19 protein-coding genes are annotated in these 21399 nt (G+C 48.7%); 3 read left to right on the top strand and 16 right to left on the bottom strand.

What is annotated here, in order from left to right:
• Positions 1-325: 325 nt before the first annotated feature.
• Positions 326-514: a hypothetical protein gene (locus ACDE64_RS02355; RefSeq protein ID WP_367062412.1), complete on the bottom strand. Its 189-nt coding sequence runs from the start codon at positions 512-514 to the stop codon at positions 326-328.
• A 486-nt stretch (positions 515-1000) separates the two neighbouring features.
• On the opposite strand from ACDE64_RS02355, the gene ACDE64_RS02350 reads away from it, so the two are divergent.
• Both ACDE64_RS02350 and ACDE64_RS02345 read left to right on the top strand, forming a co-directional pair.
• On the top strand, positions 1001-2059 hold the full coding sequence (locus ACDE64_RS02350) for a serine hydrolase domain-containing protein (protein WP_411348890.1): 1059 nt from the start codon (positions 1001-1003) through the stop codon (positions 2057-2059).
• Between the two features lie 18 nt (positions 2060-2077).
• Entirely contained in the window at positions 2078-3286 is a 1209-nt protein-coding gene (locus ACDE64_RS02345; protein WP_411348889.1) for an MGDG synthase family glycosyltransferase, read from the top strand.
• A 184-nt stretch (positions 3287-3470) separates the two neighbouring features.
• On the opposite strand, the gene ACDE64_RS02340 is transcribed toward ACDE64_RS02345, so the two are convergent.
• Positions 3471-4043, bottom strand: a complete 573-nt coding sequence (locus ACDE64_RS02340) for a xanthine phosphoribosyltransferase (protein WP_411348888.1) — start codon at positions 4041-4043, stop codon at positions 3471-3473.
• Between the two features lie 564 nt (positions 4044-4607).
• On the opposite strand from ACDE64_RS02340, the gene ACDE64_RS02335 reads away from it, so the two are divergent.
• Positions 4608-4967, top strand: a complete 360-nt coding sequence (locus ACDE64_RS02335; protein WP_411344958.1) for a helix-turn-helix domain-containing protein — start codon at positions 4608-4610, stop codon at positions 4965-4967.
• Positions 4968-5303: 336 nt separating this feature from the next.
• On the opposite strand, the gene ACDE64_RS02330 is transcribed toward ACDE64_RS02335, so the two are convergent.
• From ACDE64_RS02330 to galU, 14 genes are all read right to left on the bottom strand, one after another.
• The gene (locus ACDE64_RS02330) at positions 5304-6629 is read right to left on the bottom strand and encodes a UDP-glucose dehydrogenase family protein (RefSeq protein WP_411348887.1); all 1326 of its coding nucleotides are present in this window, start codon (positions 6627-6629) and stop codon (positions 5304-5306) included.
• 393 nt (positions 6630-7022) lie between these two features.
• Entirely contained in the window at positions 7023-8177 is a 1155-nt protein-coding gene (locus ACDE64_RS02325; RefSeq protein ID WP_411348886.1) for a glycosyltransferase, read from the bottom strand.
• The gene (locus tag ACDE64_RS02320) at positions 8141-9508 is read right to left on the bottom strand and encodes a sugar phosphate nucleotidyltransferase (RefSeq protein WP_411344955.1); all 1368 of its coding nucleotides are present in this window, start codon (positions 9506-9508) and stop codon (positions 8141-8143) included. Before ACDE64_RS02320 ends, ACDE64_RS02325 begins: the two co-directional genes overlap by 37 nt.
• An 86-nt stretch (positions 9509-9594) precedes the next feature.
• Positions 9595-10887 (bottom strand): glycosyltransferase family 4 protein, encoded by a 1293-nt coding sequence (locus tag ACDE64_RS02315; RefSeq protein WP_411348885.1) that lies wholly within the window; start codon positions 10885-10887, stop codon positions 9595-9597.
• A 435-nt stretch (positions 10888-11322) separates the two neighbouring features.
• A complete protein-coding gene (locus tag ACDE64_RS02310) occupies positions 11323-11913 on the bottom strand; it encodes a WcaF family extracellular polysaccharide biosynthesis acetyltransferase (RefSeq protein WP_411348884.1) in 591 nt (196 codons plus the stop codon).
• A 25-nt stretch (positions 11914-11938) separates the two neighbouring features.
• The gene (locus ACDE64_RS02305) at positions 11939-13189 is read right to left on the bottom strand and encodes a glycosyltransferase (protein WP_411348883.1); all 1251 of its coding nucleotides are present in this window, start codon (positions 13187-13189) and stop codon (positions 11939-11941) included.
• On the bottom strand, positions 13119-14378 hold the full coding sequence (locus ACDE64_RS02300) for an O-antigen ligase family protein (protein ID WP_411346671.1): 1260 nt from the start codon (positions 14376-14378) through the stop codon (positions 13119-13121). The genes ACDE64_RS02305 and ACDE64_RS02300 overlap by 71 nt, the downstream gene beginning before the upstream one ends.
• The gene (locus tag ACDE64_RS02295; RefSeq protein ID WP_411344951.1) at positions 14378-14989 is read right to left on the bottom strand and encodes a DapH/DapD/GlmU-related protein; all 612 of its coding nucleotides are present in this window, start codon (positions 14987-14989) and stop codon (positions 14378-14380) included. Before ACDE64_RS02295 ends, ACDE64_RS02300 begins: the two co-directional genes overlap by 1 nt.
• Positions 14986-16146: a glycosyltransferase family 4 protein gene (locus ACDE64_RS02290; RefSeq protein ID WP_411348882.1), complete on the bottom strand. Its 1161-nt coding sequence runs from the start codon at positions 16144-16146 to the stop codon at positions 14986-14988. Before ACDE64_RS02290 ends, ACDE64_RS02295 begins: the two co-directional genes overlap by 4 nt.
• 216 nt (positions 16147-16362) lie before the next feature.
• Entirely contained in the window at positions 16363-17730 is a 1368-nt protein-coding gene (locus ACDE64_RS02285; protein WP_411344949.1) for a flippase, read from the bottom strand.
• A 20-nt stretch (positions 17731-17750) separates the two neighbouring features.
• Entirely contained in the window at positions 17751-18734 is a 984-nt protein-coding gene (gene gmd, locus ACDE64_RS02280) for a GDP-mannose 4,6-dehydratase (protein ID WP_017812584.1), read from the bottom strand.
• A gap of 36 nt (positions 18735-18770) precedes the next feature.
• The gene (locus tag ACDE64_RS02275) at positions 18771-19709 is read right to left on the bottom strand and encodes a GDP-L-fucose synthase family protein (RefSeq protein WP_411344948.1); all 939 of its coding nucleotides are present in this window, start codon (positions 19707-19709) and stop codon (positions 18771-18773) included.
• A gap of 34 nt (positions 19710-19743) precedes the next feature.
• The gene (locus ACDE64_RS02270; protein ID WP_411346670.1) at positions 19744-20364 is read right to left on the bottom strand and encodes a sugar transferase; all 621 of its coding nucleotides are present in this window, start codon (positions 20362-20364) and stop codon (positions 19744-19746) included.
• Between the two features lie 74 nt (positions 20365-20438).
• The gene (galU, locus tag ACDE64_RS02265; RefSeq protein ID WP_411344947.1) at positions 20439-21344 is read right to left on the bottom strand and encodes a UTP--glucose-1-phosphate uridylyltransferase GalU; all 906 of its coding nucleotides are present in this window, start codon (positions 21342-21344) and stop codon (positions 20439-20441) included.
• Positions 21345-21399 lie beyond the last annotated feature (55 nt).

Here is a 21399-nt window from a genome sequence, read left to right as displayed (position 1 = left end):
ATACACCTGCGCAACCTTTTATTTCCTTTTTCATAGAAATGTTCTTGCGAATTATCCTTCTTCCCTATCCTGTATGTAGCATCTATAAATGCTGCAAACCCGCATTCCAGCGCCAAACAACAGCAAATACGCCTCTCCTGCAACTACAAGCAGCAGCTGCAAAACAGACGTCAAATCCACGTAAAAAAAGTCCTCTGGCGCAATCGCCAAAGGACTATTCATTGCCATTATTCCTATTATCAAATGTTAACAATGTTCAATCATGAGTTGATTCTACCGTATGCACCAGCCAGCATTGCAAGTGCATGTGCTATCTGTCATTCCATTAGGAAACCGATGAATTTAGTTTGTGCAATTCATCCTCTACGAGAAGCGTGAGTTCTTCTTCGTAGCCGCCGGTAATGTGATATTTGCGCACATATTCTTTGACGAATTTTTTTGGATCCTTAGGCCGGAAGATTCTTGTCATCTCCCGTAGACTTTCCTTGACTTCATTGTGACCTTTAGTTGCCATGGAATTCCCTCCCCAAAACGTGCCTTGTTTGTGAGAACGCCGAAAAGATCCGTAGCTGTGTCGTAGTAGTATGAAGTTATATCTCGTCTGTGATCTTCTGGCACCTATATCGGTAGGCATTTGATCTAAAAAATTACCCGTCGATACGATACCTGAATCAATCCGGCTGAATGCTCCTATCGCTTGTACAAGGCCGATATTGCCCTTCGTAATGCTGCAATTTCTTGCTTGAGAGCGCGTCTCTGGCGTGCTGACCGGTCGTCAATCATGTTACATTATCAGCACTTATCTAAGCACCATCTTTCCCTATTGTATCATAATAGACTCTTGAAAAGCACAAATAGTTTGCAAATAAAGCAATTTGCCAATCATATAGGAACCAAGTTTTGATGCTACAGCAAAACAGCAGAATATATACAAATATTCTTACTCTTCCTCTTAACCGGGTAATGGATAATACACATTCATTCTTGCAGGAGGTACAGTATGAGCGATACGACGGACAGAACTACAATTATGGTACATACTAACCTGCTACGTCCGTCACTGGACGGGTTGAACAATGCCGAACAACTGTCGGTATCAGAAACGGACAGCAGGCAATTGGAGCAGATCGGTAAGCAGGTAGCAGAGCGCTATCTAGGCGTGAACAGCTTCCTCATCGCCCGAAGTGGACAACTGGTACATGAAAGCTATTATAATGGACATACGCCGGGGCGTTTGGCAGATTTACGCTCGGCTACCAAAAGCTTCACCTCGGTACTGACTGGCATGGCGATGCAGGAATATGGCATCAACAGCGTTGAAGAACGTATTGAACGCTGGCTTGGTGATCTGTTTCCCCCACATCCCTCGTCTCTCTTACAAGAAACGACGATTCGGCATCTGCTAACGATGACAACCGGCTTTGCTTGGAAAACGGGCAAAAAATTGGGCGAGCCAGATATTCATGCCTTTCACCGTAGTCGCGGTTGGAGCCGCTCAGCGTTGCGCCGTCAGATTGTACCGGATATGCGCGAGGTATTCCAGTATCGGAGCATTGACACACATCTGCTTTCCGTACTGATTAGTCGCTGGAGTGGACAGGATGCATTTACGTATGCGAATGAGCGATTGTTCGTGCCACTTGGCATTGAGCAGGTTGCCTGGTCACCATCGCCGGAAGGACATTCGATTGGTCATGTTGGACTATGTATGACGCCGCGCGATATGCTAAAATTCGGCATTTGCTGTATGCAGCAAGGACGCTGGCAGGGTCAGTCATTGATCCCAGCACAATGGCTGGAACAATCCTTTCTACCGCATACCGACGGTTATGCCGGATTTGGTCATTACGGCTATGGCTGGTGGAATGGTGTACAAGACGGGGTAGATTATATTTGTGCCCATGGACACGGCGGCCAGGAGATTATTCTGCTGCCCAAATGGGATACCGTCGTCGTCTTCACGTCCGAAAGCAAAGTACGCAAATACAAAAATCCGCGGCATCTGCTGCCGGAGTTATTATTTCCGCTGCTTGATGAGAGCAGTAATCCAACTAACTAATCTGGAGAGGACATCCTTATGCAGCACAATTCCTGTATTCTGATTGTATATGCAAGTTATGGCGACGGTCATCTGCAAGCGGCGCGCTCGCTATATGACAGCCTGCTGGAGCAGGGCGTGCAGCGGGTGATCCTGCTCGATCTGATGGCGGAAGCACATCCCTTCATCAATGAAGTGACCCGGTTCGTCTATATGCAGAGCTTCAAGACGATTCCGCATCTGTATGGCTGGGTGTATAATGCAACCCGCGATATGAAGGCAAACTCGCCCTTTTCCAATTGGCTTCATTCGTTTGGTGTTCGGCGGCTGCGGCAGGTGCTGAATACAGAGCAGCCGCAATTGATCGTGCATACCTTTCCTCAACTAGCGCTACCGCATCTGAAAACACGCTGGGGATTGAAGGTTCCACTGATCAATATTTTGACCGACTACGATCTGCATGGACGGTGGCTGCATCCGCATATTGATCATTATTACGTGCCATCTGTTCATATGCGCAATGAAGCGATCCAGCGTGGTATTCCAGCAACCAATATTAGTGTGACGGGTATTCCGCTGCATCGCAGCTTTGAGCAATATTCCGTTGACCCGGATGAGCATCAGGCATTGAAGCAACGTCTGCGAGAGCAAGCAGGGCTACATCCGCACAAAAAGACCGTACTGCTACTGGCAGGCGCTTATGGCGTACTGAAACATGTACACGAAGTGTGCGACGAGATCGTGCACCGTCAGGATACGCAGCTGGTCGTCATTTGTGGTAAAAATCAGGCGCTCTGTCGCGATCTGAAGCAAAGCTACGGTCATTACGAGCAGATCCACATCGAAGGCTTCACCCGCCGCATGAGCGACTGGATGATGCTGAGCGATTGCGCCGTGACCAAACCCGGTGGAATTACGATGTCAGAGTGTATTCGCTGCGAGCTGCCTGTCTTCCTACTCAAGCCAGTGCCGGGGCAAGAGCTTGCCAATGCACTATATTTACAGCAGGAAGGGATTGCCGAGGTATGCCATTCCGCGGCAGAGCTGGCACAAGTGCTTGGTGCTGCACTGGATAAACCGGAACGGCTGGAACAGATGCGTAACCAGATGGAGCTACTGCATATGCCAGATGCGGCAGGCTACATCGCTAATGATCTGGTCACACGCTATCTGGATGCACCAGCAACCGATACGACGGCTGTACCGATGCGCATGTTGAACAAGCTGAGCAAAGGTGTATATCGCTAGAAAAGCGCACGTAGGGCGGCAGTTACATCTGCCAATGAATTGATATGTATAGACGGAGTGATATGTACAGATAGATGAATACACCAAGAGCGTATGCACATACGATGGCATACGCTCTTTTTCTGCTATAACGGTTGGTATTGTAGGCTACAGCATATCTCTGCGATGGTGCCGCGTATACAGATCAGTCCGCAAACTGCACGCCGCCGTCTTCCAACCCGGCAATGCGCACTAGCGATTCCAGTCGGTATCCTTCGCCTGTCAGCAGATCCGCGCCCGGCTGAAAGGACTTTTCGATGACGATTCCAATGCCTGCCACTTCTGCTCCAGCTTGCCCCACGATCCGTGCCAGTGCAAATGCTGCTTCTCCATTGGCGAGAAAGTCGTCGATGACTAATACCTTGTCGCCAGGCTGAATAAACTTCTTGGAGACGGTAATATCATTACTCTGCTGCTTCGTATACGAATATGCCGTTTCTACAAAAATATCGTCAGTCAATGTGAGCGACTTTTGTTTACGGGCAAAAATCAACGGCACCTGCATCTCCAGCGCAGTCATAATACCCGGGGCGATACCTGACGACTCAATAGTCAAAATCCGATTCACACCAGCCTCTGCAAACCGATGTTTAAATTCGCGACCAATGGCCTGCATCAGCACCGGGTCCATCTGATGATTCAGAAACGAGTCGACTTTCAGTACATTGCCGGGCAGTACAATCCCTTCTGTGATTACCTTATTGCGCAACAGTTCCATATTGTCGTAGCTCCTTTGGCTTATATTTCGTCGATATGATCGTGTTTGACCGGTTGAGATTATACTCACTATAACCGAATCTGTAGACGTCATACCACCCTGTAGCAGTATGCTGATCTTAAAACTTTTTTAAAAAGTTTACAGTTTTTTACCAAATTCGTTCAAGATTGCGTTAAAATAACCGATATATACTTTAAATATTAAAAAAATACGTAAACAATACGCAACTTCTGTAAATGATCCTACTATATTGACAGGTTGCGAAGAGCCTGTATTCTTCTGCAAACATGCTTTACATAAAATAGCAAATGCTCCTTTTCCTTAACACCATGTATAATGGACACTCTATATTTTAACTTTTTTTGTAAAAATTGTTTATGGATAAGAAATTAGGCTTATCTAATTTGAAAATGAAATAGCAGTATAGTGGCCCGTTTGTTTGAATTTCAGGTCAAGTAGGCAATGGTGCATCATCATGCTATAATCTAGTTGTTGTCTGCGGCTTTTTTCCTATTCCGTCTGTCCGGGCCGTATACATTATTGCTTCATTAGGAGGTCTTTGTATTGTTCGCCCAACGCCTCAAACAACTTCGCAAACGGCGAAATATGTCGATGAAGGAAGTCGCGGATTATGTTGGAGTAGCCAAAAGCACATATGCAGGCTATGAATCCGGTTACCGCCAACCTACTCTGGAAACGATCCAGGCGATTGCACGCAAGCTGAGTACGACATCGGATTATTTGCTTGGTTTGACAGAACAATTTGATCCTGTTCTGCAAAATACCAATGCCCGCGAATTCCTGAACTATGCCCATCTGCACTGGGACGGCGTTCCTCTGGAAGCCGACGATTTGCAGTTGATTCGCCAGCTGCTAGAGCGTGTTGTGCGGGATCGTGCCCAATCCGAGGAAGAACAACATTAATCATATCCGTCTGTTACCTCTATTGCTTCTACTATCATGATTTCGTCTCTTCCCATCCCCATAGGTACACTTCCGTATCGTTGCATATGTCAGTCTCACGTAGCCGGCTTTGGCGATGAATTCGGAAGCCGGTTTTTGTTATGTCTGTATTGCCTGCCATCACATGAATATGTTCCTAGTTCAGGCACTTAGTCCTGTATGTCACTGATCTATCTACTTGCTTCCATGCCTACCTACATAAGAATACGGAATGAAAAATAGCAAAAACAAGCCGTTCGGTGCATATAATCACCGAACGGCTTGTTAAATTTTAACATAAATTGGTTCAAATTTGGATTATTTGGCTACTATAGAGTTATCACGCAGCAGTGCCGGACGACCCATAGAATGGTAGTCAAAGCCTGTTGTTTTGATGCGATCGGCACTGTATACGTTACGACCGTCGATCAGCACAGGATTACTCATAACTGCTTCTACTTCTGCCAGATCGATGTTCACGAACTCGCCCCACTCCGTAAGCAGGCAGATCGCATCAGCATCGCGCGCAGCTTCCAGTGCATTGTCTGCATAGGTGATGGACGAGTGATCATACTCACGACGGAAGTTGTCAGCAGCTACTGGATCGAACACTTGTGGCAATGCGCCGAATTCAACCAGTTTTGGTACGATCTCCAGCGATGGTGCTTCGCGAACGTCATCGGTATCCGGTTTGAACGCCAGACCCCAGACAGCGATTTTTTTACCTTTCAATGTACCTAGTCCATCCAGCAGCTTGTCGATTACTGCCCAGCGTTGCGATTGGTTCACTTCAACGACCGATTTCAGCAGTTTAAAGTCATACTCAACGTTACCAGCGATCTGGATAAGCGCATGTGTATCTTTCGGGAAGCAAGAACCACCATAGCCGATACCTGCATTCAGGAATGAAGCGCCGATGCGGCGATCCATACCCATACCGCGTGCGACCTGATCCACGTCCGCGCCTACTTTATCGCAAATGTTGGCAATTTCGTTGATGAAGGAAATTTTGGTAGCCAGGAACGCGTTGGATGCGTATTTGATCATTTCTGCACTGCGGATGTCTGTTACGACCAGATTCTCGGTCAACGGCTTGTGCAATGCAACCAGCACGTCAGCTGCTGCCTGTGTCTCTACACCGATAACGAGGCGATCCGGGTTGAAGGCATCTTTTACAGCAGAGCCTTCACGCAGGAATTCTGGCATCGAAGCTGTATCGTACGGTTGATCCGTCAGGCTACCGATGATCGTATTCACGCGCTCGTTGGTACCAACTGGAACGGTACTTTTCACTGCAACTACTGTGTAGCCTTGAATTGAAAGCGCAATCTCGCGTGCTGCCGCCTCGATATATTCCAGATTGGCTTCACCGGACGGAAGCGGTGGAGTACCTACAGCGATGATGATCAGATCAGAATCCGGTACAGAAGCGCTCAGGTCTGTCGTAAAGGACAGGCGACCTGCTTCTACGTTACGCAACATGATCTCCTTCAGACCTGGCTCATAGATCGGTACTTCGCCACTATTAAGCGTTTCGATTTTTGCTGGAATTTTGTCCACGCATGTTACTGTATTGCCGACTTCTGCAAAGCATACGCCAGATACCAGACCCACATAACCTGTACCAATGACTGTAATTTTCATAATCCACACTCCTATTTCCGTTTTTTGTTGGTGTTGCCATTATTGTCAGTTGATTAAAAAACCTCTATTCATGGTTGACATCAAGCAACCGATATAAAGTGTAAGATGATTGCGATCGCAAAAATCTCATTCCACTCAATGTTGTGTTTGAAGTATTCAAACATCAGTTGTTGAAGCATTTTATATACTTTTGGAGGCTGATCAAGATGAAACATTTGGGAAACCCGACGTTTGCCAGAGGCTGTCTCTGGGGCACTGCATTGTCCCTGTTGCTGTGGGCAGCTATTTTCACCGTTGCCATTGCACTGCGTTAATCCTGCTAACTAGAGCATAAGGTTGGAGATACGATTCATCCGCCGATTGTCATTAACCCTATATGCACACCATCGTCACTTATACACGTACCTGATGTAACAAATTGCGGATATAGCCAGTAATCTCGCCCAGTGCATCTTCCCGTACGGCCTGCACGCCGTGTCGCTGGATGCTTCGGTACGAATCAGGCTGCTCCACCGCCGGCAGATCATTCAGATCCAGCCGGCTGATCTCTTCCCAGCTCATCAGCATGTAAGGATGATGATTCGGAATCGCCGCCACCGTATGGCGGTCTTCGTAAAACTGACTGCGGTTCAGCAGCAGCAGCGGCTTGCCTAGCGTGACCGCCTCGCCAATCGTGCCCCAGCCGGGCTTCGTAATGACGAGATCGGCAGCTGCCAGATAGTTTTGCGATTCACTGTAGTGAAATGGAATCCGGGCAATATGTTCTCGCTCTAGCTGCACATTGGAGGAAACGATAAAGCTGTAGCCTTCGCTGTTCCACAGCGGCAGCCGTTCCAGCTCGCCCACTTCAATGCTCATGCCAAGTGCGAAAAACACGATTTTGCGTGTGCCATCCGGGTTCAGCTTGCGGCGGATACGCGCCACTTCACGTGCGTCTGGCTGACGGCAAAAGAATCCGGTATGAATCCGGTCTTTGCAGCCCCATGCGGGCTCTGCACAGCCTGCCAGTCCGATAAAGTGATCCATACGCGCATACGCCGTACGTAGCGCATCCAGCTCCGCTGGCTCCAACATATCGCGATATGCGGTATACCAAGTGAAGTTGGAGATACCGAGCGATTCAATGCCCGCTCGTGCGGCAGCTACAATTGGAATCGGCGAAATATCGCTGATTATTAGCTGTACCCGTTGTTGCAGCAAAAACTCCCTCTCCTGCTCCACTCGTTCGTCCAACAACGACAGATCCTGCCGGTACTTGTTACGCAAGCCCTCCGTATCGGCAGCGATGGAATCCTGCTTCAGCACGTAGCCCGTATCGGAACTAACGGTTCTGAATTCCAGCTGATGTCTGCTGTCCTCTTGCAGTGATTCATACATAAACCCTAATGCTTTGCCACAATGGATAATCAAGCGTAGCGGTTCGGGACTGTCCGCCAATAACCGCCGGATCACCGCAATGCTGCGCGCCGCATGCCCGTACCCGTAATCAGATACGTAATAGGCGACTGCCGTCAGATTTTCATGCAGTTCTGCGCGATCTCTTCCCATGAATGGAACAGCTCCACCAGTTGATTTTCGCGTTCAAACACTCCCGTTTGTACAGCGATAAATTCCATCTCGCTTGTGGCTCTCATACTGTGCATTGCTTTGAGCGGAATATGCAGTACGTTCCCTGCGCTAACACGCATCATGTTGCCATTGAGTACAAATTCGCCTTCGCCTTTCACAATCGTCCATACTTCTTCGCGTTCGGTATGGGTGCGATAGCTCAGGTTGTGATCCTTTTTCAAACCGATTCGCTTGGTTGATACGCATCGACCATCTTCGTACGTCTGATCATCCAGTACGTGTACCCAGCCCCACTGACGTTCCTCAAACATCGGCCCCTGATCAAAGTTCACCAGTTCTTTCAGCTTCGGACTGCTTGCTTTGTCAGAGACGAGAATACCGTCCGGGCTAACAGCTACGACGACGTCCTGCATACCGAGTACGGTAACCGGAATATTCGTTTCGTTTACCAGATGGGTATTGGTGGAATCGTCGCTAATGATGCCGCGTCCGATCTGCACATTGCTCATTTCCTCAGTCAGTGTATTCCATGTACCCAAGTCTTTCCAGTAACCGGTATACGGTACTGCCACAATGTTCTCAGCATTTTCCACAACTTCGTAGTCAAAGCTGATCTTCGGCAGGCTAGCGTAGTTTTTCAGAAATTGCTCGTAATGGATAGGCAGTCCTTTTTGTTCCAGCAGGTTGATGATATATCCCAGCTTGAACGCGAACACGCCGCAGTTCCATAATGCCTTCTCAGCGATTAGTTGCTCGGCATATTCTTCCGTTGGTTTCTCTTGGAAACGGCTAACGTAACGAAGACCGGTTTCGCTTGTTTCCCCGGAAGGAATAATATAACCGTATTTGGAAGACGGGTACGTCGGTTCTACACCGATCAGCGCCAGGTCAGCTTGCGATTCATTGATCGCTTCTTCCAGGCTGCGTACCGTCTCGAAAAAGTGATTGTCTACATAAGGATCAACCGGCAAAATCGTAACGACTTCGTCCAAGCTGACGCCTTTGATGGAGTAAAGGTAGGTTGCCGCCAATGCAATGGCAGGAAACGTATCTCTTCTTTCCGGTTCCACGATCAGAGGCACATCGGCGCCTACCTGACTGCGCATAATCTCCACCTGAGATTTGCCTGTCGCGATATAACTGGATTCGCTCAAGCCGCTGATGTCCAGCTGGTTCCACACCCGCTGTACCATCGATACCAGTTCGCCGCGTTCATTTTCCAGCACTCTCAAAAACTGTTTGGATCTCGCATCATTGGATAGAGGCCACAGACGCTTGCCTGAACCTCCGGATAAAAGGATAAGTTTCACTCCGATCCCTCCTGTGTTTTCTGTAATGGGTCGTTCGGTTGTGTATATCGTTGACGTCCTGCTTGCCCTTGCGATGATGCTGAATGTTATTGCGATTCAGGCAACATGCTTGGTGAAGAGGACGGTGTAGCCATAGATAGTAGCAGCTGGCGGTATTTCTCCAGCGATACATCGCGGCGTAAATACTTCTCCAGATACTGGCGTCCGTTATGACCAACCTGCTGCAATTCGGCGCGATCCATCTCGTACATCGTACGTAGATGAACGGCAACGTCATCGTAGTTTTGCGGCTCGGCAACGAGTCCACAGTAACTATCGACGATCAGGCGATGTGCTTCACTGCCTTCTTCCAGTACGCCTAGTACCGGTTTACCAGCAGCCATGACGCCGTAGATTTTGCTTGGTACGGATACGCCCTTGATGCCTTTCTGGTTAACGACCAGATGGACGTCGGCGGCATTCAGTGAATATTTCAAATCTTCTTTCGGTTGGAACGGTAGGAAGCAGACTTGACCAGAAGCAATCAATCCATGCTGCTCGGCGTAGTCTTGCATTTTCTTCTTCATGGCGCCTTCACCGATAAAGGCGAACACCATGTCCTTGCATTCTTTGAGCTTCGGCACTACGCTGATCAGGTTTTCGAGGTCATAGTACAATCCGAGGTTACCGGAGTACATTACGACGAATTTGTCCTGCCAGCCGTTGTCGGCGATGAACTTCGCCACGCGCGGGTGATCCTTGCTCACCGGCACGATCTCTTGCTCGTTCGTCCAGTTGTTGATCACTGTATTGGCGATCTTCTTGCGTCCACCAAAGCGCTTATCCAGCGTCTCCTGCATATCCTTGCCGACGGTGATAACATGGTCGGACATGGAGCAGTTGATGTTGTCGATGGCACGAGCGATATTAAAAATCCATTTGCGATCTGTGTAGCCAACCGCTTCCGCCTGCTCCGGATTGAAATCCTGAATGTTATAAATGTGCTTGGCGCGTTTGAAGAGTTTGCCGATCGTTCCGATCAGACCGCCTAGCACTGGCGGGGTGGAGATGGTGTAGATAAAGTCGGTGTTCTTTTCCTTGAGCAGCTGGTAGGTCGCGAACCAGAAGTAGGTGGAGATATACTTGATCCGGCTCAGTTTATTTTGCTTGTCGACCTCCGGCAAGCGAATGCGTACGACTTCGATATTTTCCAGTCGGTCGCGGATGACGCGTCCTTTGCCTGCATTGTCGCCGCCGTAGCCTGGTGGACATTCGGCGATGACGGTGATGTCAAAGTCATTTTGTAAGTACAGACACAGTTCGGTCAGCAGTTGTCCAGTCGAAGCGTAGTCGGGATAAAAGTAGTTGATGACAAAGACGATTTTCGGCTTACCATTCATGGGTGGGTATCCCTCCTTTTCTTTGACAGGGTTTTGCGAGTCATGGGTGCTGGGATTGCATAGGTCCGCTCCGGTAAGGGAATCGGTCACGTCCTCCGGTGGATCGCGGGAATCTACGGATTAGGAATGAATTGTAGATTCCCGTGATCCAAGGTCGTCCTTTGACCGATTTCCCTTGCCTCCGCTCTGTGCAATCAAGCGCATGACGCGCTCAACTGTTCAAAGCAGGAGAGATGTGGGAGCAGTAGTTTTAAAAAGATTTTAGCTTGTTCAATGAAGTCGGGTTTGTGAGAACCACTAATACACTTTGCTTGGTTCAAGCTTGGGTTGATTTAAAAAGTAATTTTTTTCAGGCTTTTTACTTTTACGTTAAGCCGGGGTGTCCCGGAAATGTTGGTTCTGTTTCATACCGTTCAGATGTGAAGGGCAATTTCTTTACTTCACGATGTGGACGGCGGGTGGAGATTGGGTTTCGGCTTCTGGGAAGCGGTGTTTATGGAATGCTGCTGGGAAGCCGATGTGAACTTCGTTGCGCGGGATGTCTTTGGTGATGGTGCTTCTTGCGCCGGCAACGGCGAGTTCGTGTATGGTGATGCCTGGGTAGACGAATACGTCGCTGGCGATCCAGGCTCCGTCTTTGATGACGATTGGTTTGGTGATCAAGCCGAAGGTCGGGTCGCTCAGTTTGTGGCTGCCAGTGCACAGGTACGTATTTTGCGAAACGACGCACTGGCTGCCGACGATGATTTCGTCCAGGCTGTAAAATTCGACGTCATCACCGATCCAGGAATGTTCGCCGATGGTGACTTTCCATGGATAGGTGAATTTGGCGGATGCTCGTACTCTGACGCCGGGTGCGATATTCGCTCCGAACAGCTTGAGCAGGAAGCGCCGCCAGCCATACATATTATGCAGTGAGAAACGGAACACCGTTCCCTGGACGAACCACCAGATCAGGCAGTACCAGCCCGGCTTGCCGCGATCGTATTCTGCCTGCGAGTATTGATCCAGTCGGATTTGTGTCATGTCCGTTCTCCTCTCTTGATTGAAATTATTCCGCTTGTGGCGATTCGGACGAGTATACCGGTTGTCCCGGTTTGCCGTGAATCGCTTGACTCAGTACGCGATCCAGCTTTCCTGCGACGACTTCGTGAGCGCAGTCGCTGACGAGCCATTCCATCGCGCGTACCGGATACAGGCTGTAACGCTCTGGATGATCTAGAATTTCGTTCAACCCTGCGGCGAGCGACTGTGGATCGTCATTGTCATACGTCACAAACATTTGTTGATTGATGACATTGATGTCGGACACGCCGGAAGTGAGTACCAGCTTGCCGTATTTGATATATTCGACCACCTTGGATGGGAAGGAGCATTCGCTGAATGCAATCTTCTCGCGTTGGGTGTTGATGAACAGGTCTGCGGTTTCCATCAGTTCGCCGTATTCCCGGTCATCTAGAAAGCCGTGGAATTGGATACTGATGTGCGTATGATGGAAATCTTGAATAAACTGCTTCAGCTTATCTTCAACTGGACCGTAGCCGGTAATATGCAGCTCCAGTGGACGACCGGTATGCACATGCGGCAGAGCATCCAGCAGAATCTCGATACCACGGTCATAATCCAGTCGACCGGAGTAGACCATCCGAAATGGACGCTCTCTGCCAAGATCGACTTCCTGCACCGGCTTGAGCCGAGCGGGATGAACCGTACCGCCACGCACGACGGTGTAGTTGTCGGTGCTGACTCGTTTTTTCAGAACGGATGTAACGAGTACCGCACCGTCGAGCAGCTTGTTGGCGAATTTCTCAACGGCGACCGAGATTTTTTTGTAATGACGGTTGGTCTCGGTGACAGCGTAGATGCCATCTTCGTATTCCACAACCAGCGGTACGCGGAACAGCAGTTTGAACAGAATCGCAGGCAATGCGGTTTCCAGTCGATAGTTGTAAAAGACGACTGCGCGTGGCTGCTTTTTGTTTTCCCGATTCCAGCGAATCAGTTGGAAAAACGTAGTGAATAATGTAACCAGCAGGCTGAATCCTTTGAGATCGACGTTGCCCGGATAGACTGCCTTGCTGCGCTTGCCGATCTCGTACGTATCACGGCTGAACCATTTCAGCGTGTTACGCTTGAGCAGCAGTGGCGAGATGACCGTTATCTGATGTCCGCCCTCTTCCAATGCCTCTAGAATACAATCGATCTTTTTGTTACCGGCTGTATGCTTGGCACTATATCCCCTTTTCAGCTGTAACTCGCTGTTGACGTAAGGGGCCACGTATGCGACTGACTTCGTTTCCACGGATTTCACCTCGTTCTGCCTGTACGGCGGCTTGGATGCGGCTGGTGTCCAGGAACATCAGCGTAATGAATAACGGTTGGAATAGCATATTTTCTGTTGAGAACACGACCAGCAGTCCGATAAAGATCAGAAGTGCCTGGAACACGCCGCCGACCGGTCTCAAGATTTGAAAGTAGTAGTAGATCATCAGGATCAGCAGCAGCGGTAATCCGAATTGGTAGCCGAACGTGAGTAGCGAGTTCGACGAATCGGGAATACCGTAGCGCTCCATCAATACCGCGTTGTTCTGGAAGCCCCAACCGAATAGCGGCTTCTCGACCATCAGCTCCAGATTCGAGCTAGTATCGAGCGAGCGGCGGTCGAACGATGCGTTGCCATCCTGAAATTTGTCCGTAACGACTCCACTCTGAGCGATAAAGAACACGAGCGGGATGAACAGCAGCAGCGATAGCAGCATTTGTGCCATCTGCTCTCTCTTGCCGTTGCGGATGACATACGCCAGAAAGATCAGTCCACAGATCATGTAACCGGAAGTGGACATCGTCGTCAGTAGGGTCGCAGTCAGAATAATGAGCCGCCATTTGGGAACTTTTTTATTCAAGAATAGGGTGAGTAGAATCCCTAGATTCAGAAATACTTGATATGCACCCGGTTCCCAGAAAATTCCCTGATTACGCGACATATTCCACAATCCGTATACATGAAACGGAGTGATCCGATACGCGCCGCCCCACACCGCAGTCGGTGGGAACACTTCACGTACGAGCGCGGCATCCAGTACACCGAACAGATAGAACGGCATACCGAGAATCGCCAGTGCGGTAATTAACCATTGATAGCTTTTCGCTGCCTGCCGCAGATCGATCCGGTTCAAGACCATGAATACCGCCATAATCTTGAGCATCAGCCCGGCATAGCCGCCGATGTTCGTACGGTAGATCAACATATTGAACAGAATCACGATCATAACCGCCATCAGAATCAGGAACTGACGCGGCTCAATCTTTTTCGGGAAGAAAAAGACGAGCGCAATCGCGAACAGCACCATAATGCACTCGGCGTAAAACTGTTTGCCAAACAGGACCGAACCGGAAGTGACAACGATGAGCATCACTGCCACAAAGGTTAAAAACTTACTTTTCACCGTAATGTCCGACGAATCGGACAGTGTAGATGGAGTTGACATCATCAATTATTCACATCCAGACGTTTGATCACTTTGGCAGGCACTCCGGCGGCAATACAATTTGCCGGAATGGAACCCGAGACGATGCTGCCTGCTCCGATGATGCTATTTTTGCCAATCGTTACGCCTTTCAACACGATTGAGTTGGCGCCGACCCATACATTGTCTTCAATGATCGTGGGTGACGTGCCGACATCGGCGACATTCTTATTGAAGCGTCGTCCGTCCGGCTTGATCGGGTGAAAGTCGGTATCGCTGATTTGTACATTGACGCCGAGCATCACCTCACTACCGATCGTCACACTGGACGCCGCACAGATGCTAGCGCCGCTAATGCCAACGTCGTCACCGATCTTGATCACCGCGCCACTGGAGAGTGTGCGGATCACAGTACGATGATTCAGCCCGATCGGATTGCTGTAATCGTCCGAACAGAGAATGCTGTTGCGACCGATGGTGATGCTGCTGCCCGCTACCTGCTCGACAATCGGTACGCCGACTGCGATCAGGTTGTGACCGAAGGAGATCCGCTGTTCCTTGAACATCCGGCGGGTCACCCAAGTTGAACATTTTTTTGCAATTTTACGTTTGATTTTGATAAAAGAAGTGATCATACAGGCTCCCTAACGAAGAATCGGTTGTAAAATTCAAAGGTGCGCTTGGTGTTCTTTCTGGCGTCAAAGTTCTCTTCAGCGAATTCCAATGCTTGTTGCCCCAGCTTCTCATGCAGAGCGCGATCGGTTCCGATCTTCACCATGTACTGTGCCATAGCATCGTATTGACCAGCTTCAAACAGATAGCCTGTTTTCCCTTGCAAAATTAGTTCATTCGGTCCGCCGATGTTGGTGCCGATGGACGGCTTCTTCATCGATGCGGCTTCGATAATGCTACGCGAGAAATGCGGCTCCACGAATGGACACATCATCACATCGCTGGCAGCGATCATTTGTGGTACATCGTCGCGGAAAGCAAGCGGATGAATCTGGTCGTTGCCTTTGCAAGCTTCCATCACTTTATCTTCATACGCATTGTTCTTATTAAAATAAAATCCGCCGACGATCAACTTGAACTTTGGATGATCTTTGGCAATCTTGTTGAACGCATTAACCATGTCCAGTACTCCGTTGCCAGATACGACACGACCGATATACAGGAATACGATATCGTCGTCCGCCAATCCCAGCTCCCGGCGAACCGGTGCGCCGTTGACTTGCGGATTGTACGATTTGAAATCAACGAAGTTGTACACGACATCCAGCTCGCGTCCTTGGCTGTCTACCGTCTCGGAATCGAATTGGTCGATGGAGATGTAGCCATCCACATACTTGTGATTCATCCGTTTGAGGATATTACCCGCAAAGGAATTGAGCAGTGGCTCACGCACATGGCAGACAACTTTTGTATCGGGAGATACTTTTTTGGCTGCTCGTGCGACTTGGAACAGACAGGTGCTGTTCAGATGGATAATGTCTGGCTTGTATTTGTGAATGTATTTTTTAGCCTGAAAATAAGTCGGTAGCGCGCCGATCAGATTGCGAATGAACAGCTTTGGTGTCATACCCGATACGGTAGAACCGTGAAACGGGAACATGCCCTTAGCAACTTCAACCGGCAATCCGCCGGATTCCAGCAGCTTGACCGCAGGACCGTTGCGAATGGTGAGTACATTGCCCTGGAATTTCTCCTTATCCAGATGGCTGATCAGGTAGGTCAGGCTACGCGGTGCACCGCCCATATGACCCGAGTGATGAACGTACAGTACTTTTTTCAATGCCTACGCCTCCTTGATTTGTTTTGCTCAAATGAACTTGAATAGGAAGCAGTATCACTGCATCACATTCAAAAATATTTAAGACTGGGTACGTATGAGATTACGATGTGCTATGTTTTGTTTATGAGTCGTTTTCGCAAATGCGAAGCTTATTTTCAAGTAATGAAGCAGGAAAGCATCAGTTCCCCTTGATGGGGAACCTGATGACTGGGTTGCTTATTCCTGATTGGTGGATAGTTTGGCTTTGCTTGTTTTTAGCTTCGAGATCGGTGTGGTGATTGGTGAGATAAGTGTTTTGGACATCATCACGCCGGATACGCGGGTTTCCTTGAACAGGAAAGTGAACGCGTAGCTGGATACGATAAAGGCAAGCACTGTACCAACGGCTGCACCAACACCGCCGAACATTGGGATCAAGATCAGGTTGACGAGGATTTTGGTCACTGCGCCCATTACCTGGCTAATCAGTTCGAAGCGGTACAATCCTTCGCTGATGATCCATTTGTTCAGTGCGGCGCGCATGAAGATGAACAGACACGCCCATACATGGATAACCAGGATGCTAATCGATTCCAGGTACTCTTTTCCATACAGGATCGAGATCACTGGCTTCGCCATCAAGGTGACGCAAATACAGATGGCAAGCGCGAACCAGAACAGCATGTTGTACAACTTTTGCAATTCGGCATGATAGATATCCGGGCCGAGCTGCTTATTCTTGATCATGCTTGGAAAATACGATGCAGCGACGACTGTTGGAATGACGTACCATACTTCCGACAGCCTTGCAGCGACGGCATAAATACCAACCGCTGTATCGTTGATCATATAACTCAGCATAACCTGGTCGATCTTCAGGTAGATGATCGTGGAGATACCAGCGACGATCAATGGCCACGAGCTGTTCGTCAGTCGTTTGCCTAGCTTCCAGTTGAACGACCACTTCGTAATTGAGACCCGTTTACGCTGCGTTAATAGCAAGAACACGTATCCGAGAATCAATTCCAGTGCATACGATGCGGCAAACCAGATCAGAGAGGAATGGAATACGATTAGTACAACCTTCATCACTGAGGTCATTGCAAAGGCAATGCCTTTGGCATAGACTGCATACTTGGCTTCCACTGTAGAATCGAACCACTGGGAAATAACGTCGAGCGGTTGGAACAGCATGTTCGCCGCGATGACAACAATACTCCAGCGGACGATAGCGTCCTGACCGGGAATCATGAATGCCAGTACAAGCGTAATCGCAAAAGCGATCAGACCACTGAGCATCCGAAGTGTAGATACGGTTCCCAGAATCTCGTTTTTGTTATCCGGGTGTTGAACAAGCTCCTTCACGATGATATTCGCCAGACCGAGCGGCACGACGGCCGCTATGATCGTGACGAACGAGATCGCAAAGTTATACTGTCCAAACTGTTCCGGTCCGAGATAGCGCGCAATCCAGATACTGACGATGAGGTTGATTCCGAGTCGCAGGAATTTGTCCATCAACTGCCAGTTACTATTAAAGAAGATTTTGCGCTTTTCCGGGCTCATGGAAAATTTATTCTTCAATCTGGCAACTGTATTAGCCATTCATAATCATCTCACTTAGCTTAGTAGACAGGTACAGCGGACGGTTTCAGAGAATGGCGCTTCAGGTCAGCATCGACCATGTTTTTCACCAGTTGATCAAATCCGACTTCCAGCTCCCAGCCCAGTTGTTCTTTAGCTTTGGTGCAATCGCCGAGCAGCAGATCCACTTCAGCCGGACGAACGAATTTCTCGTCGATTACGACATAGTCTCTCCAGTTCAGACCAACATGGTCGAACGCGATTTGTACCAGTTCTTCAACCGTGTGCATCTCGCCAGTAGAGATTACATAATCGTCTGGAGTATCTTGTTGCAGCATCAGCCACATCGCTTTTACATAGTCACCGGCAAAGCCCCAGTCACGCTGTGCATCCAGATTACCAAGACGCAGTTCTTTGGACAGACCCAGTTTGATCTGTGCTACACCGTCAGTAACTTTGCGAGTTACGAATTCCAGACCGCGACGCGGGGATTCGTGGTTGAACAGAATACCGGAGCAAGCGAACATATCGAAGCTTTCACGATAGTTTACAGTGATCCAGTGACCGTACAGTTTTGCTACGCCGTAAGGGCTACGCGGATAAAATGGCGTTGTTTCCACTTGCGGAATCGCTTGAACTTTACCAAACATCTCACTGCTGGATGCTTGATAGAAGCGTGCTTCTGGTTTTACCAGACGTACCGCTTCCAGCATGTTCGTTACGCCCATTGCTGTCATTTGACCAGTAGCAATTGGTTGTGGCCAAGAAGCTGCAACGAATGATTGAGCTGCCAGGTTGTATACTTCGTCTGGATCCGACACGCGAACCGCTTCGATCAGGGAAGCAAGGTCACCGAGATCAGCAGAGATCCATTCGATTTGGTCTTTGATATGCTCTACGTTTTCGTAGTTTGGTGTGCTTGTTCTGCGGCGTACGCCGTATACTTTATATCCTTTTTCCAGCAGAAGCTCTGCCAAGTAAGATCCGTCTTGTCCCGTTACACCCGTGATCAATGCGCTTTTCATAAGTTAATTCCCTCCACCAATATGTTTTTTTATAAGTTATGATTGAACAGCCAAGCTGTTGCGGTAATCTTCATAAACGGCACGAACGCCTTCTTCCAGTGGAATGCTGGCTTTCCAACCGAGACCGTTGATTTTGGTCGTATCAACGAGTTTACGTGGTGTGCCATCCGGTACGGAAGAATTGAACACCAGTTCACCCTCGTAGCCGACGATGTTTTGGATCAGATGCGCCAAATCTTTGATAGCGATATCTTCACCTACACCTACGTTCACAATCTCGTTGCCTTCGTAGTTGTTCATCAGGAACACGCAAGCATCCGCCAGATCGTCGGAATGCAGGAATTCACGTTTCGGTGTACCGGTTCCCCAGATTTCCACCGTTGGTGAGTTGCTTTCCTTCGCTTCATGGATTTTGCGTACTAGTGCTGGCAGTACGTGCGATGTTTTCAGGTCAAAGTTATCGTTTGGCCCGTACATATTCGTTGGCATAGCGGAGATAAACTTCGATCCATACTGGCGATTGTACGATTCGCACATTTTGATACCAGCGATTTTGGCGATAGCGTATGGCTCATTGGTTGGTTCCAGTTCGCCAGTCAGCAGATATTCCTCTTTGAGCGGCTGCGGTGCAAACTTCGGATAGATGCACGTAGAGCCGAGGAACAGCAATTTCTGTACACCGTTAAAGTGAGCAGCGTCGATCACATTCGTTTGAATCATCAGATTATCGCGAATGAAGTCTGCCGGGAAATCGTTGTTAGCCGCAATACCGCCTACCTTAGCGGCAGCCAGGAATACATAATCAATCTTTTCCTCTTTGAAGAAGGCATAGACATCATTCAAATTCCGCAGGTCCAGCTCGGAGCTAGTGCGGTAGATGAGGTTCGTATAGCCTTGCTTTTCAAGGGAGCGCAGGATCGCCGATCCAACTAGACCGCGATGTCCTGCTACGTAAATTTTGGAGTCTTTATTCATTAATAATCACCTCATCAATTCTGAAATTCGTCTCTTAAAACGCGTCTTTGGAACCGAACAGCACCTTGACCGTTTTAACGAGAATAAATAAATCGAAAATGATCCCTCGTTTTTTGATATAATGTAAATCGAGATCAACCATCTCATCAAAGCTTAACTCGTTTCGTCCGCTGACCTGCCATAACCCGGTGCACCCCGGTGTTACGCTCAGTCTCAGCTTGTCGCGTGGACTGTATTCTTCCACTTCACGCGGCAATGGCGGACGAGGTCCAACTAGACTCATATCACCACGCAGCACATTCCACAGCTGCGGCAATTCATCAATACTTGTTTTTCTGATAAAACGTCCGACTCGCGTAATCCGCGGGTCGTTTTTCATTTTGAACATGGCACCCTCAATTTCGTTTTGCGCGAGCAGTTCTTTTAACCTCTCCTCTGCATCCGAAACCATGGATCTGAATTTGTACATTCGGAACGGCTGTTCATCCTTGCCAGTTCGTGTCTGGTAGAAGAATACTTTCCCTTTCGGGTCTTCCAGTTTAATCAGAATGCCAAGTACAATAAAGAGTGGTAATAGTACGATTAACCCCAGCAGTGAGCAAATAATATCGAGGGTCCGTTTCATCAGCATATAAAACCGGAGTTTGGTGGTCATGCTGCCTACATGTCTCGCATAGAACTCGCTATAGCTTGCTAAAGCTTCCGCTTCACTCCCATGTCTTGGAGTCATTATCCCTCACCTCTTGCTATCAGCACATCCTCCTGTGATTCTCTCTCCAATACGGCTTTGAGAGAAGACAGCAGCGGTGCTTTAAGATCTTCATTCTTTAAAGCAAACTCAATCGTTGTCTGAATAAAGCCGAGTTTCTCACCAACATCAAAACGTGTACCTTGGAAGTCATATGCGAATACCTGTTGCAATTCGTTCAACCGTTGAATCGCATCGGTCAGCTGAATCTCGCCGCCGGCGCCAACTTGTTGCTCGCCCAGGAATTCAAAGATTTCCGGTGTTAGTACATAACGACCCATGATCGCCAGATTAGATGGCGCTGTGCCCGGAGCTGGTTTCTCAACGAACTGGCGCACTTCATGCAATCGTCCAAATTGTTCGATCGGATCGATAATGCCGTAACGGTGCGTGTGATCTTCCGGTACGGTTTGTACGCCGATCACCGATTTCTCCGTTACTTCATATTGTTCAATCAACTGACGTGTGCATGGTGTATCGGATTCGACGATATCATCGCCCAGCAGAACCGCGAACGGCTCATCCCCGATAAAGTTGCGTGCGCACCATACTGCATGTCCCAGTCCTTTGGCTTCTTTTTGACGGATATAGTGAATATCCACTTTGGATGACTTCTGTACTTCATCCAGTAGATCCAGCTTTCCTTTTTCCAGCAATGTCGTTTCCAGTTCAAAGGCATTGTCAAAATGATCTTCGATGGCGCGTTTGCCTTTACCAGTTACGATGATAATGTCTTCAATACCGGAAGCAATCGCTTCTTCAACAATGTACTGAATCGTCGGTTTGTCCACGATGGGAAGCATTTCTTTCGGCATCGCCTTGGTTGCAGGCAGGAAGCGTGTTCCAAGTCCTGCAGCAGGGATGATGGCTTTACGAACCTTCTTCACAAGATCACACCCTATCCTTTGTTTTGGTTTGCATTCATGATGACCAAGTTGCAAA

It is taken from the genome of Paenibacillus sp. WLX2291 (genome assembly GCF_046603665.1).
GTDB lineage: Bacteria > Bacillota > Bacilli > Paenibacillales > Paenibacillaceae > Saccharibacillus.
The sequence above is the reverse complement of the archived record's forward strand: the minus strand, read 5'-3'. Positions and strand labels throughout refer to the sequence as shown.

What these genes read in the sequence shown, in the direction of transcription:
- ACDE64_RS02355 (WP_367062412.1), bottom strand. Translation starts at nt 514, where the DNA reads ATGGCAACTAAAGGTCACAATGAAGTCAAGGAAAGTCTACGGGAGATG.
- ACDE64_RS02350 (WP_411348890.1), top strand. Translation starts at nt 1,001, where the DNA reads ATGAGCGATACGACGGACAGAACTACAATTATGGTACATACTAACCTG.
- ACDE64_RS02345 (WP_411348889.1), top strand. Translation starts at nt 2,078, where the DNA reads ATGCAGCACAATTCCTGTATTCTGATTGTATATGCAAGTTATGGCGAC.
- ACDE64_RS02340 (WP_411348888.1), bottom strand. Translation starts at nt 4,043, where the DNA reads ATGGAACTGTTGCGCAATAAGGTAATCACAGAAGGGATTGTACTGCCC.
- ACDE64_RS02330 (WP_411348887.1), bottom strand. Translation starts at nt 6,629, where the DNA reads ATGAAAATTACAGTCATTGGTACAGGTTATGTGGGTCTGGTATCTGGC.
- ACDE64_RS02325 (WP_411348886.1), bottom strand. Translation starts at nt 8,177, where the DNA reads ATGGGAAGAGATCGCGCAGAACTGCATGAAAATCTGACGGCAGTCGCC.
- ACDE64_RS02315 (WP_411348885.1), bottom strand. Translation starts at nt 10,887, where the DNA reads ATGAATGGTAAGCCGAAAATCGTCTTTGTCATCAACTACTTTTATCCC.
- ACDE64_RS02310 (WP_411348884.1), bottom strand. Translation starts at nt 11,913, where the DNA reads ATGACACAAATCCGACTGGATCAATACTCGCAGGCAGAATACGATCGC.
- ACDE64_RS02300 (WP_411346671.1), bottom strand. Translation starts at nt 14,378, where the DNA reads ATGATGTCAACTCCATCTACACTGTCCGATTCGTCGGACATTACGGTG.
- ACDE64_RS02295 (WP_411344951.1), bottom strand. Translation starts at nt 14,989, where the DNA reads ATGATCACTTCTTTTATCAAAATCAAACGTAAAATTGCAAAAAAATGT.
- ACDE64_RS02285 (WP_411344949.1), bottom strand. Translation starts at nt 17,730, where the DNA reads ATGGCTAATACAGTTGCCAGATTGAAGAATAAATTTTCCATGAGCCCG.
- gmd (WP_017812584.1), bottom strand. Translation starts at nt 18,734, where the DNA reads ATGAAAAGCGCATTGATCACGGGTGTAACGGGACAAGACGGATCTTAC.
- ACDE64_RS02275 (WP_411344948.1), bottom strand. Translation starts at nt 19,709, where the DNA reads ATGAATAAAGACTCCAAAATTTACGTAGCAGGACATCGCGGTCTAGTT.
- ACDE64_RS02270 (WP_411346670.1), bottom strand. Translation starts at nt 20,364, where the DNA reads ATGACCACCAAACTCCGGTTTTATATGCTGATGAAACGGACCCTCGAT.